The organism is Mycolicibacterium chitae (genome assembly GCF_900637205.1).
GTDB classification, from domain to species: Bacteria; Actinomycetota; Actinomycetes; order Mycobacteriales; family Mycobacteriaceae; genus Mycobacterium; species Mycobacterium chitae.
The window spans coordinates 936,479-949,891 of the sequence record NZ_LR134355.1; the positions used below are offsets into that span (position 1 = coordinate 936,479).

General features: G+C 69.1%; 10 protein-coding genes. 7 read left to right on the top strand and 3 right to left on the bottom strand.

The features are described 5' to 3' along the window. Window positions 1-71 precede the first annotated feature (71 nt). The 5 genes from EL338_RS04520 (at window position 72) to EL338_RS04540 (ending at window position 7,712) form a co-directional block, all read left to right on the top strand. Entirely contained in the window at window positions 72-665 is a 594-nt protein-coding gene (locus EL338_RS04520) for a TetR/AcrR family transcriptional regulator (RefSeq protein ID WP_235666473.1), read from the top strand. An 88-nt stretch (window positions 666-753) separates the two neighbouring features. Further along, window positions 754-4,383 carry a transcription-repair coupling factor gene (gene mfd / locus EL338_RS04525; RefSeq protein WP_126332637.1) on the top strand — a complete coding sequence of 1,210 codons (3,630 nt, stop codon included), beginning with the start codon at window positions 754-756 and terminating at the stop codon, window positions 4,381-4,383. A 195-nt stretch (window positions 4,384-4,578) separates the two neighbouring features. Continuing rightward, complete coding sequence (locus EL338_RS04530; RefSeq protein ID WP_126332638.1) at window positions 4,579-5,088, top strand: hypothetical protein; 510 nt, start codon at window positions 4,579-4,581, stop codon at window positions 5,086-5,088. Between the two features lie 178 nt (window positions 5,089-5,266). Continuing rightward, window positions 5,267-6,193: a nucleoside triphosphate pyrophosphohydrolase gene (locus EL338_RS04535; protein ID WP_126332639.1), complete on the top strand. Its 927-nt coding sequence runs from the start codon at window positions 5,267-5,269 to the stop codon at window positions 6,191-6,193. Window positions 6,194-6,197: 4 nt separating this feature from the next. Beyond that, complete coding sequence (locus tag EL338_RS04540) at window positions 6,198-7,712, top strand: SulP family inorganic anion transporter (RefSeq protein WP_126332640.1); 1,515 nt, start codon at window positions 6,198-6,200, stop codon at window positions 7,710-7,712. A gap of 5 nt (window positions 7,713-7,717) precedes the next feature. Here the strand turns inward: EL338_RS04540 and efeB are convergent, their stop codons facing one another. The 3 genes from efeB to efeU are packed head-to-tail and all read right to left on the bottom strand — an operon-like array spanning window position 7,718 to window position 11,089. Beyond that, the gene (gene efeB, locus EL338_RS04545) at window positions 7,718-9,028 is read right to left on the bottom strand and encodes an iron uptake transporter deferrochelatase/peroxidase subunit (RefSeq protein ID WP_126332641.1); all 1,311 of its coding nucleotides are present in this window, start codon (window positions 9,026-9,028) and stop codon (window positions 7,718-7,720) included. Beyond that, window positions 9,009-10,160, bottom strand: coding sequence for an iron uptake system protein EfeO (efeO, locus tag EL338_RS04550; RefSeq protein WP_126336676.1), 1,152 nt, complete (start codon window positions 10,158-10,160; stop codon window positions 9,009-9,011). The genes efeB and efeO overlap by 20 nt, the downstream gene beginning before the upstream one ends. A gap of 11 nt (window positions 10,161-10,171) precedes the next feature. After that, window positions 10,172-11,089, bottom strand: a complete 918-nt coding sequence (efeU, locus tag EL338_RS04555) for an iron uptake transporter permease EfeU (RefSeq protein WP_435404920.1) — start codon at window positions 11,087-11,089, stop codon at window positions 10,172-10,174. Between the two features lie 231 nt (window positions 11,090-11,320). Here efeU and EL338_RS04560 point away from each other — a divergent pair, with 231 nt between their 5' ends. Beyond that, window positions 11,321-11,995: a lytic transglycosylase domain-containing protein gene (locus EL338_RS04560; RefSeq protein ID WP_126336677.1), complete on the top strand. Its 675-nt coding sequence runs from the start codon at window positions 11,321-11,323 to the stop codon at window positions 11,993-11,995. A gap of 116 nt (window positions 11,996-12,111) precedes the next feature. Next, a complete protein-coding gene (gene eno / locus EL338_RS04565) occupies window positions 12,112-13,395 on the top strand; it encodes a phosphopyruvate hydratase (RefSeq protein ID WP_126332643.1) in 1,284 nt (427 codons plus the stop codon). Window positions 13,396-13,413: the final 18 nt, after the last annotated feature.

The following is a 13,413-nucleotide window of genomic DNA, read 5'->3' on the forward strand; positions in this document are numbered from 1 at the left end:
TGCGGTCGGCAGTCTATACGCTGGTGCCCGTGGGAGCTCCGGAGAAAGAGGTACGGGCGCCGCGGGCCCGGATGACCGGCAGTGAACGTCGACGTCAACTCATCGACATCGCCCGGTCGCTGTTCGCCGAGCGCGGCTACGACGCCACCTCCATCGAGGAGATCGCCCAGCGCGCCAACGTCTCCAAACCCGTCGTCTACGAGCATTTCGGCGGCAAGGAGGGGCTCTACGCGGTGGTCGTCGACCGCGAGATGTCGGCGTTGCTCGACGGCATCACGTCGTCGTTGACCAACAACCGTTCCCGGGTCCGCATCGAGCGGGTGGCCCTGGCCCTGCTGACCTACGTCGAGGAGCGCACCGACGGGTTTCGCATCCTGATCCGCGACTCGCCGGCGGCGATCACCTCGGGCACCTACTCGACGCTGCTCAACGACGCGGTCAATCAGGTCAGTTCGATCCTGGCCGGTGACTTTTCCCGCCGCGGCCTGGATCCGGGGATGGCACCGTTGTATGCGCAGGCACTGGTCGGTTCGGTGTCGATGACGGCCCAGTGGTGGCTGGACACCCGCGAGCCGAAGAAGGAAGTGGTGGCCGCCCACCTGGTGAATCTGATGTGGAACGGGCTCACGCACCTGGAGGCCGACCCGCACCTGCAGGACGAGTGACCGCCTAAACAGGCGCAGACCATCCCGACGGATTTCACATGCTGCCGCCCGACTGACTTTTTTCGCGCGCCATACAATGGCTTTCATCATGACCGCACCGGGGCACCCGTATGTTCAAACCCCGATTGCGGGGCTCACCGACCTGGCGCTGACGGCGCCGACCTTCGTGGATCTGATGGCCCGCACGGCCGAACGACCCGGCGAATTGCGGCTGGTCGGTCCCGCTCCCGCGCAGTTCCTGGTTGCCGCGGCCCTGGCTGGACAGGGGCCGCTGCTGGTGGTCACCGCGACCGGCCGGGAGGCCGACGACCTGACCGCCGAGTTGCGCGGGGTCTTCGGCGAGGGCGCGGCGCTGTTCCCGTCCTGGGAGACGCTGCCGCACGAGCGCCTGTCACCGGGCGTGGAGACCGTCGGCGCGCGGATGTTGCTGCTGCGTCGGCTGGCCTTCCCCGACGACACCCGGCTGGGACCGCCGCTGCGCGTGGTGGTGACGACGGCGCGCTCGCTGCTGCAGCCGATGGCCCGCGGGCTGGCCACCGCCGAACAGACCGAGCCGGTCCTGCTGTCCGTCGGCGGCGAGCCCGGCTTCGACCAGACCATCGCCCGGCTGGTCGACCTGGCCTACACCCGCGTCGACATGGTCGGCAAGCGCGGCGAGTTCGCCGTGCGCGGCGGCATTCTCGACGTCTTCGCGCCCACCGCCGAACACCCGGTCCGGGTCGAGTTCTGGGGCGACGAGATCTCCGAGATGCGGATGTTCTCCGTGGCCGACCAGCGCTCCATCACCGAGATCCCGGTGGACTTCGTGATCGCGGTGCCGTGCCGCGAGCTGATGCTCACCGAGGACGTGCGGGCCCGCGCCGCCGAGCTGATGCAGGGCAAGCCCTCGCCGGACGCGCTGACCAACACGGTGGCTGGCAGCGTCGCGGACATGCTGGCCAAGCTCGCCGAGGGCATTCCGGTGGACGGCATGGAGGCGCTCATGCCGGTGCTGCTCGCCGAGGACCCCGCGCTGCTCACCGACCAGCTGGCCCCGGGCACCCCGGTGCTGGTGTGCGACCCGGAGAAGGTGCGCACCCGCGCCGCCGACCTGATCAAGACCGGCCGCGAGTTCCTGGAGGCGTCCTGGTCGGTGGCCGCCGTCGGCGGCGACGCCCCGATCGACATCGAGCAGCTCGGCGGGTCCGGGTTCCGCGAACTCGGCGAGGTGCGGGCCGCCGCGATGGCCGGCGACCACCCGTGGTGGACGCTGAGCCAGCTGCCCGATGAAGCCGCCATCGAACTCGACGTCCGGCCGTCGCCCTCGGCGCGCAGCCAGCAGTCGCTCGAGGAGATCTTCGCGATGCTGCGCGCCCACGTCGTCACCGGCGGGCGCGCCGCCGTCGTGACCCCGGGGGCGGGCACCGCCAACCGTGTCATCGAACAGCTGTCCGAAAACGACACGCCCGCAACGCTGTTGGAGCCCGGTCAGCAACCCCAGCCGGGCGTGGTCGGGGTGTTGCGCGGCCCGCTGCACCACGGCCTGGTGATCCCCGGCGCCGAATTGGTGATCGTCACCGAGACCGACCTGACCGGCAACCGGGTCACCGCCACCGAGGGCAAGCGGCTGGCGGCCAAGCGGCGCAACACCGTGGACCCACTGGCGCTCACGGCCGGCGACCTGGTGGTCCACGATCAGCACGGCATCGGCAAGTTCGTGGAGATGACCGAGCGCATCGTCGGCGGCGCGCGCCGGGAGTACCTGGTGCTCGAGTACGCCTCGGCCAAACGGGGCGGCGGTTCGGACCGCCTCTACGTGCCGATGGACTCGCTGGATCAACTGTCCCGCTACGTCGGCGGTCAGGCACCGAGCCTGAGCCGGCTGGGCGGCAGCGACTGGAGCAACACGAAAACCAAGGCGCGCAAGGCCGTTCGCGAGATCGCCACTGAACTCGTCGCGCTCTACGCCAAGCGTCAGGCGGCGCCGGGCCACGCGTTCGGCCCGGACACCCCGTGGCAGGCCGAGATGGAGGACGCGTTCGGGTTCACCGAGACCGTCGACCAGATGACCGCCATCGCCGAGGTCAAGGCCGACATGGAGAAGCCGGTCCCGATGGACCGGGTGATCTGCGGCGACGTCGGTTACGGCAAGACCGAGATCGCGGTTCGGGCGGCGTTCAAGGCCATCCAGGACGGCAAGCAGGTCGCGGTGCTCGTGCCCACCACGCTGCTCGCCGATCAGCACCTGCAGACCTTCACCGAGCGGATGGCCGGCTTCCCGGTCACGGTGAAGGGGCTGTCGCGGTTCACCGACAACACCGAGTCCAAGGCCGTCGTCGACGGCATGGCCGACGGCACGGTCGACGTCGTGATCGGCACCCACCGGCTGCTGCAGACCGGGGTGCGCTGGAAGGACCTCGGACTGGTGATCGTCGACGAGGAACAGCGATTCGGCGTCGAACACAAGGAACACATCAAGAGCCTGCGCACCCACGTCGACGTGCTCACCATGAGCGCCACCCCGATCCCGCGCACCCTGGAGATGAGCCTGGCCGGCATCCGCGAGATGTCGACCATCCTGACCCCGCCCGAGGAGCGCCACCCGGTGCTCACCTACGTCGGACCGCACGACGACAAGCAGGTGGCCGCCGCGCTGCGCCGCGAGTTGCTGCGCGACGGCCAGGCGTTCTACATCCACAACCGGGTCAGCTCGATCGACAAGGCCGCCGCCCGGGTGCGCGCCCTGGTGCCCGAGGCCCGCGTCGTCGTCGGGCACGGACAGATGCCCGAGGAACAGCTGGAGAAGACCGTCGAGGGGTTCTGGAACCGGGAGTTCGACATCCTGGTCTGCACCACCATCGTCGAGACCGGCCTGGACATCTCCAACGCCAACACCTTGATCGTGGAGCGCGCCGACACCTTCGGGCTCTCCCAGCTGCATCAGCTGCGGGGCCGGGTGGGCCGCAGCCGCGAGCGCGGCTACGCCTACTTCCTGTATCCGCCCGAGATGCCGCTGACCGAGACCGCCTACGACCGGCTGGCCACCATCGCCCAGAACAACGAACTCGGCGCCGGCATGGCCGTGGCGATGAAGGACCTCGAGATCCGCGGGGCCGGCAACGTGCTCGGCGCCGAGCAGTCCGGCCACGTCGCCGGCGTCGGCTTCGACCTCTACGTGCGGCTGGTCGGCGAGGCGGTGGAGGCCTACCGCGCCGTGGCCGACGGCCAAACCGTCTCGGGCCCAACCGAACCCAAGGATGTGCGGATCGACCTTCCGGTCGACGCGCACCTGCCGCCGGACTACATCGGCAGCGACCGGTTGCGCCTGGAGGGCTACCGGAGGCTGGCCGCGGCCGCCGACGACGACGCGGTGCGCGCGGTGGTCGAGGAGTTGGTCGACCGCTACGGCCCGCTGCCCGAACCCGCGCAGCGACTGGTCGCGGTGGCCCAGTTGCGGCTGCTGTGCCGCTCCTACGGGGTCACCGAACTGTCGGCCACCGGGGCCGCCGGCCAGGCCGCGACCCTGCGGTTGTCGCCGCTGACGCTGCCGGACTCCGCCCAGCTGCGGCTCAAGCGGGTCTATCCCGGGGCCAGCTACCGGGCCACCACCGCCACCGTGCAGGTGCCGATCCCGCGGACCGGCGGGGTCGGATCGCCGCGGATCCGGGACCTGGAGCTGGTGGAGATGGTGGCTGGGCTGCTGCGGGCGCTGCACGGCGAGCCGGCGAAGGTCGATTGATCGCCCGCCGCTGTTAACGCCTCCCGTCGGGGACACGACATACACACCGGGGGTCAAGGTGTTGCGTTGTCGTCCAAACCGTGGGCGTCGACCGTCTGACGTGGGCGGTCAAGCAATTTCCTAAACCGAAAATCACGCGAATGGGCACCGAGTTTGTGGTGTGCGACGCGGTGAAACGAGGCGAAGGAGTTACGGATGAACCTCAAGAAATTGGCAGCGACAACGACGATGACGGGTGCACTCGGCCTGGGCGCCCTTGGTTTGGGTGCGGGCCTAGTGCAGGCACAACCGGACGTACCGGAGCCGCCGCCGGTGCCCGTGCCCGGCGTGCATGTACCTGATGTGAACGTGCCGGCTGTGAACGTTCCCGACGTGAACGTGCCGGAGGTGAACGTCCCCGACGTCAACGTGCCGGAAGTGCATGTTCCGGATGTGAACGTGCCGAGTGTGAACCTTCCCGACGTGGACTTGCCGGAGGTGCAGTTCCCCGGGGTGGACAACCACTTCGGGCTTCCGCCCGGTCACATCCCCCCGGGGCAGCTGAAGAACTCGGCGGTCATCAACGGGGTGCCGAACCCGTTCTACGGAATCCCTCCCGGCCAACTGACCCAACAGCCCACGGTGAACGGGATCGTCAACCCGTTCTTCGAGGAGACGCCGGGTCACTGGGTGATCCCTGACGAACCCTTCGAGCCGGAGTCCTGAGTCACGAACTCCTGACACGGTGGCCGCCTTGTCTGCGGGCAGGGCGGCCATCGCCGTGTCGGGGAACAAGGTGCCGGCCGCCCCGGCTTTGCCGATTTTCACCAGCCAGCGGGCCCCGACTAAGTTGGTAGAAGCAAAATCAACGGTCTCGTCGAAACGTGTCAGGGGGTCCAGCCAGATGACCGTCATCCTGGTCGACCCGCGCCGCCCGACGCTGATCCCCGTCGACGCCGTCGAACTCCTGGCCGGCCCCGTGCAGTACACCGAGGAAATGCCGGTCAAGGTGCCGTGGTCGCTGCCCAACGCCCGGCCGGTCAGCGACGAACCGGTCGAGGTGCTGCTGTCCTCGGACCCGAACCACCCGGCCGTGGCGGCCCGCATCGCCGCGGGGGAGACGGTCATCGCCGCGCCGGAGTCACAGCCCGGCGAACGGCTGGTCGATGCCGTGGCGATGATGGACAAGCTGCGCACCGACGGACCGTGGGAGAGCGAGCAGACCCACGACTCGCTGCGGCGCTATCTGCTCGAGGAGACCTACGAGCTGTTCGACGCGGTGCGCGACGGCGACGCCGAGCAGCTGCGCGAGGAACTCGGAGATGTGTTGCTGCAGGTGCTGTTCCACGCCCGCATCGCCCAGGATTCGCCCGCGCACCCGTTCACCATCGACGACGTGGCCGACGCGCTGGTCCGCAAGCTCGGCAACCGGGTGCCCGCGGTGCTGGCCGGCGAGTCGATCTCGCTCGAGGATCAGCTGGCCCAGTGGGAGGAACGCAAGGCCGCCGAAAAAGCCGTGCAGGCACGCACTTCCGCGATGGACGACGTGCCCACCGCCCAGCCCGCCCTGGCGTTGGCGCAGAAGGTGATCTCGCGCGCGCAGCAGGCCGGGCTGCCCGACGAGTTGCTCCCCGCGGACATGCTGACCGTCACGCTGTCCCCGGACCGCGACACCGAGAACGACCTGCGCGCGACGGTGTTGGCGTTCATGGACCGGGTGCGCGCCGCCGAGCGCGCCATCGCCGCCGCCCGCGGCGACATCGACACCTCCGCGCTGGGCGCGGCCTCGGCCGACGAGTGGCGGTCGGCCTGGCCGGCCGACGCGGATTAGCACGATGTCCACTACGTCCGGCCGGGAGGCCGACGGCGCCGCAAGCACTTCGGTGCTCGCCGCCCTGCGCTCGCCGCGGCGCCTCAAGACCGAGGTGCTGGCCGGTCTGGTGGTCGCGCTCGCGCTCATCCCGGAGGCCATCTCGTTCTCCATCATCGCCGGGGTCGACCCGCGCGTCGGGCTGTTCGCCTCGTTCACCATGGCCGTCACCATCGCGTTCACCGGCGGCCGGCCGGCGATGATCTCCGCGGCGACCGGCGCGATCGCGCTGGTGATCGCCCCGCTGGTGCGCGAATACGGCCTCGACTACCTGGTGGCCACCGTGATCCTCGGCGGCATCCTGCAGATCCTGCTCAGCGTCTGCGGCGTGGCGCGGCTCATGCGGTTCATCCCCCGCAGCGTCATGGTCGGCTTCGTGAACTCGCTGGCCATCCTCATCTTCATGGCCCAGCTGCCGCACCTGCTGGGGGTGCCCGCGCTGGTGTACCCGTTCGTCGCCGTCGGCCTGCTGATCATCGTGCTGCTGCCCAAGCTCACCACCGCGGTGCCGGCGCCGCTGGTGGCCATCGTGGTGCTCACCGTCGTCGTGGTGGTCTGCAAGCTCGACCTGCCGAACGTGCACGACGAGGGTGAGCTGCCGTCGAGCCTGCCGACGCTGTTCTTCCCGCAGGTGCCGTGGACGCTCGAGACCCTGCAGATCATCGCGCCGTACGCGCTGGCGATGGCGCTGGTGGGGCTGCTGGAGTCGCTGCTGACCGCCAAGCTGGTCGACGACATCACCGACACCCACTCGAACAAGACCCGGGAGGCCTGGGGGCAGGGCGTGGCCAACGTCGTCACCGGCTTCTTCGGCGGGATGGGCGGCTGCGCGATGATCGGCCAGACCATGATCAACGTGAAGGTCTCCGGCGCGCGCACCCGCATCTCCACCTTCCTGGCCGGCGCGTTCTTGCTGGCGCTGGTGGTGGGCCTCGGCGACATCGTCGGCCTGATCCCGATGGCCGCGCTGGTGGCGGTGATGATCATGGTGTCGGTGGCCACCCTGGACTGGCACAGCCTGGCCCCGGCGACGCTGCGGCGGATGCCGCGCAGCGAGACCCTGGTGATGCTGGCGACCGTCGTGGTCACGGTGGTGAGCAACAACCTGGCCTACGGGGTGATCGTCGGCACGCTGACCGCCATGGTGCTGTTCGCCCGCCGCGTCGCGCACTTCATGACCGTCGAGCGCACCGAGAGCTCCGACGACGACGGCGCCCTGGTCACCTACCGGGTGTCCGGGGAGCTGTTCTTCGCCTCCAGCAACGACCTGGTGTACCAGTTCGACTACACCGAGGATCCGGACCGGGTGATCATCGACGTGTCGGGCTCACACGTCTGGGACGCCTCCACTGTGGCCTCGCTCGACGCCATCACCACCAAGTACCGGGCCCGCGGCAAGTCCGTCGACATCGTTGGCCTGAACCAGGATTCGGCGCAGCGCCACGGGCGATTGTCCGGCCGTCTCGGTGCGGAATCCTGAGCACCTCAACCGAAGAGCGTGGAGCCCCAGTAGGCGCCGTCGTCGCCGTCGGGGACCCCCGGCGGGACCGCGAACACCGCTGAACCGGTGTGGGTGATGTATTCGTTGAGCAGGTCCTGGCGGGCCAGTTCGGCCTGGATCGGGATGAACTGCTTCTCGGGGTTGCGCACGAATGCGATGAAGAACAACCCGGCATCGAGGTGGCCGAACCCGTCGGTGCCGTCGGTGAAGTTGTAACCGCGGCGCAGCATCTCGGCGCCGTGGTTGCGCTCCGGTGCGGCCAGGCGCACGTGCGCCAGCGGGTCGATCAGCGGTTCGCCGTCGGAGGTCACCGCGTCGAGGTTCAGCGGCTCGAACTCGTCGGCCAGTCCGATCGGCGCCCCGCTGCCCTTGGTGCGGCCGATCACCCGTTCCTGTTCGAGCAGCGTGGTGCGGTCCCACTGCTCGATGCGCATCCGGATCCGCCGCGCGATCAGGTAACTGCCGCCGGTCAACCAGTCCGGGCCGTCGCCGGCGGCCACCCACACCTGCTTGTCCAGGACGTCGGTGTCCTCGGCCTTGACGTTGTTGGTGCCGTCCTTGAACCCGAACAGGTTGCGCGGGGTGCTCTGGTCGCGCGTGGTCGACGAGGTGCGCCCGAAACCCAACTGCGAGTAGCGAACCGCCGCGGTGCCGAAGGCCACCCGGGCCAGATTGCGGACCGCGTGCACCGCGACCTGCGGATCGTTGGCGCAGGCCTGGATGCAGATGTCGCCGCCGCTGCGGGCCGGGTCCATGGTCTCGTTGGGGAACTTCGGCAGATCCTGCAGCAGCGCGGGGCGTTGTCCGCGCAGCCCGAACCGCGGCCGGGTCTCGGTGCCGAAGAACGACGGGCCGAACCCGATGGTCAGGGTCAGCTGCGAGGCCGGCAGACCCAGGGCCTCGCCGGTATCGGTCGGCGGCGCATACGGATTGAGCCCGACGGCACCGCCCTCGGTGGTCTCCTCGCCGCGCGCCATCCGCTCGGCCATCTGGGTCCACTCGCGCAGCATCTGCACCACCGCGTCGCGGTCCTCGGTGGTGACATCGAAGGCCGCGAAGTGCATCCGGTCCTGCGCCGGGGTGACGATGCCGGCCTGCCGGTCGCCGCGGAACGGCACCGGGAGCTGCAGTTGCGCGGTGCTGCTGTCGGCGGCCGAGGCCCGTCCGGTGACGACACCGGCCCCGGCGGCCCCGGCGACGGCGGCACCCACACCCGCCGCGCCGAGCAGCTTGCGTCGGGAGAATCCCGAACGCCCCCTTACGGTTTCGCCGGGCTCATTGTCCGGCGATGACACCTTGCACCTGGCTCACCTCTTTGCTGAGCGCGTCGATGGCGCGGGACAGTTCCTGACGCTGCGGTTCGGTGACGGTGTCGTAGGACACGAACCCGTCACCGGCGCGCAGCCGCATCAGCAGCTTCTCCACCTCGGCGAAACGCTCGTCGACCCGCTTGCCCAGTTCGGGGTCACGCTCATCGAGGATGGGTCGCACCGAGGCGACCGCGGTCTGCGAACCCTGGACGTTGGCGTTGAAGTCCCACAGATCGGTGTGGCTGAAGATGTCCTCCTCGCCGGTGATCTTGCTGGTGGCCACCTCGTCGAGCAGACCCTGTGCGCCACCGGCGATCTGGGTCGAGTCGATCTTCCACTCCGGATCCTTGACCCCGGCGTCGAGTTCGCGGATGTCGGACATCAGCTGGTCGGCGATCGCGTTGGTGTCGGGCTGCAGGCCGTCGAGCCACAGGTCCTTCTCCAGGCGGTGGAAGCCGGTCCACTTCTGCCCCTCGGACAGGTCGGCCTCGCGCAGGTCGATGCGCGGGTCCAGATCGTTGGGGAACGACTCGGCGACGGGCTCGATGCGCTCGTAATACGTACGGGCGATGGGGTATTGCTTCTTGGCTTCCTCGATGTCGCCGGCCTTGATGGCGTCGACGAACAGCTGCGTGGCGGGGATCAGCGCATCGGTCTGGCTGTTCACATACCGCTTGTAGCTGTCGGCGGCCTCCTTGAACTTGCCCTCGGTGTCGATCTCCACGGCGTCACCGGTGACGGTGAAGTCGCCGCGCAGCCCGTCGCCGACCATGCCCGGCTTGCACGCGGTCTGGTAGGTGCCGGGCTGACCGAGCTGCACGATCAGCTTGCGGTTCAACCCGGGGGAGATGTTCTCGACCTCGCCCATCACCCGGTCGCCGTCGTCGTAGACATAGAACTCGGTGACCTTGTTGCCCTCGTTGGTGATGACGAAGGTGGTGGCACCGGTGGCTGCCTCGGTGCTGGACAGCTCGCAGGAATCGTCGGTGGCGGTCACCGTGATCTCCGATGCCGGGGATGCGCCGTCGGCCGTGTCGGCCTCTTTGGCGGTGCAGCTGGACAGCGCAACACCGGTCAACAGGGCCGCCGCGGCGGCGACACCGGCCTTGGCGGGCATCGGGAAACGATTCACGTGGTTGACCTCTCAGCTTCGGTTAGGGGTTCCGGGTCCGTATTCGGATCAGGCTTGGGGCGCCGCGCGGCGGGGCGCAGGAACAGCGCCAGCACCACCGCGACATAGGCCAGCCAGCAGATCAGCTGCAGCACGGTCGGGGTCGGGGTGATGTTGAAGATGCCCTGGATGACCTCGCCGTACCAGGACGACCAGTTGAACCAGCACGTGATGTCGAAAGCCCTGTTGGCCAGGCCGGGCAGCCATCCGACGGTCTGCAGTGCACCGATGCCGTAGGACAGCACGCCGGCGGCCACGAACACCAGGAACACACCGGTGTAGGTGAAGAACTTCCCGAGATCCAGGCGAACCGCGCCCTTGTACATGCCGTAGGCGATGGCCGCGGCGACCAGCACACCGACGATCAGACCCGTTAGCGGCCACAGGGTTTCGGCCTCGGCGTAGCCGACCATGAACAGCGCGGTCTCCACGCCCTCGCGCCCGACGGCCAGGAACGCCAGCGCGGTGACGGCCAGGGCCCCGGTCTCGAGGGCCTCGGCCATCTCGGCGCGCAACTGCCCGGACAGGCCCGCGGCGGCCCGCTTCATCCACAGCACCATGGTGGTGACGATGACGACGGCGATCAGCGAGGCGACACCGGCGATGGCCTCGGCGGCCAGTCCGCTGATGGTGTTCTCGCCGAGCTGGATCCCCACGAAGACCGCCACCGTCATGGCGATTGCTGCGCCGACCCCCAACCACACCCATTTCAGCGCGTCGCGGCGGTCGGATTTCACCAGGAACGCCACCAGGACCATGACGATGATGGCGGCTTCCAGGCCCTCGCGCAGGCCGATCAAACCGCTCCCGAACACCTGCGATGACACACTGGGGCTCGCAGCAAGCAGCGCGGCCGGAATCTCGCCGTCGGTCATCATCTGGTGTCCTTGCTATGACGCCACGCAACGCTGGCAATAATTGCCAGCATGAGGTATGCCTCACCTTAGCAGCGGGCTTCGGTGCGTGGAATATCTTCGATCAGCGCTCCCGAAGCGTCGATGTACGCGGTCGGCATGGGACGATGGCTCGGATCGAAAGGGTGAGGGAGGCCTGTGTCGAAGCGTTGGCTGCAGGCTGCCGCGGTGCTGGGCGTGGCAGCGGTGCTGATGGCTTCGAGTTGTTCCTGGCGCCTGGGCAATCCCATTCCCGACGGCGTTCCCCCGCCGCCCGGTGACCCGGTTCCGGCCGTCGACATCGAGGCCGACGGCAGGCCCGCCGATCAGCTGCACGAGTGGGCCGCCGAGCGGGCGCCCGGGATGAAGATGCCGGTCACCGCGCTCGAGGCGTACGCGTACGCGGCCCGGGTGGCCGAGGTGGTCAACCCCAAATGCAAGCTGGCCTGGACCACGCTGGCGGGCATCGGTCAGGTGGAGAGCCACCACGGCACCTATCGCGGCGCCACGGTCGCGCCCAACGGCGACGTCACCCCGCCGATCCGCGGCGTGCAACTCGACGGCACGGCCGGCAACATGCACATCCCCGACACCGACGGCGGCGTGTTCGACGGCGACGCCGACCTGGACCGGGCCATGGGCCCCATGCAGTTCATCCCGGAGACCTGGAAGCTCTACGGCGTCGACGCCAACAACGACGGCGAGGTGGATCCGGACAACATCGACGACGCGGCCCTGTCGGCGGCGGGCTATCTGTGCTGGCGCGGCAAGGACCTGTCCGAACCCAAGGGCTGGATGGCCGCGCTGCGCGCCTACAACCACTCCGATTCCTACGCCCGGATGGTGCGGGACTGGGCCACCGCCTACGCCAACGGCTACTCGCTGTAGGCCGCGTTGTAGCGCGCGATCACGAGCCATCGCCGCGGGCGTAACCGGCACGCTTTAGGCTTAGCGCTGGCCTTTGAGGGCCTGACCTTCGAGCCCCACACGCAAAGGAGACTTCAGTGCCCATCATCGAGCAGGTAGCGGCCCGGGAGATCCTCGACTCGCGCGGTAATCCGACCGTCGAGGTCGAGGTCGCGCTCACCGACGGCACCTACGCCCGCGCGGCGGTCCCGTCCGGCGCCTCCACCGGCGAGCACGAGGCCGTGGAATTGCGCGACGGCGGCGACCGGTACGGCGGCAAGGGCGTCGAGAAGGCCGTGGAGGCCGTCCTCGACGAGATCGCGCCCGCGGTCATCGGCATCTCCGCCGACGAGCAGCGCATCGTCGACCAGGCCCTGCTGGATCTCGACGGCACCCCGGACAAGTCCCGGCTGGGCGCCAACGCGATCCTCGGCGCCTCGCTGGCCATCGCCAAGGCCGCCGCCGACAGCGCCGCGCTGCCGCTGTTCCGCTACCTGGGCGGCCCGAACGCGCACATCCTGCCGGTGCCGATGATGAACATCCTCAACGGCGGTGCGCACGCCGACACCGGCGTCGACGTCCAGGAGTTCATGGTCGCCCCGATCGGCGCGCCCACGTTCAAGGAGTCGCTGCGCTGGGGCACCGAGGTCTACCACTCGCTCAAGGCTGTGCTCAAGAAGCAGGGCCTGGCCACCGGCCTGGGCGACGAGGGCGGCTTCGCCCCGGACGTCGCCAGCACCCGCGCGGCGCTCGACCTGATCGTCTCGGCCATCGAGGCCACCGGCTTCAAGCTCGGCACCGACGTGGCGCTGGCCCTGGACGTGGCGGCCACCGAGTTCTACACCGAGGGCACCGGCTACGCCTTCGAGAAGGAGACCCGCACCGCCGAGCAGATGTCGCAGTTCTACGCCGAGCTGATCGACGCCTACCCGCTGGTGTCCATCGAGGATCCGCTCTCCGAGGACGACTGGGACGGCTGGGTGGCGCTGACCACCGCGATCGGTGACCGCGTCCAGCTCGTCGGCGACGACCTGTTCGTCACCAACCCGGAGCGCCTCGAGGAGGGCATCGAGCGCGGCGCCGCCAACGCGCTGCTGGTGAAGGTGAACCAGATCGGCACGCTCACCGAGACCCTGGACGCGGTGTCGCTGGCGCACAACAGCGGCTACCGCACGATGATGAGCCATCGCTCCGGCGAGACCGAGGACACCACGATCGCCGATCTGGCCGTCGCGGTGGGCAGCGGTCAGATCAAGACCGGTGCGCCGGCGCGCAGCGAGCGGGTGGCCAAGTACAACCAGCTGCTGCGCATCGAGGAGACGTTGGGCGACGCCGCGCGCTACGCCGGTGACCTGGCTTTCCCGAGGTACGAGGCGAAATAGCCGGTAGCCTGGCCTATT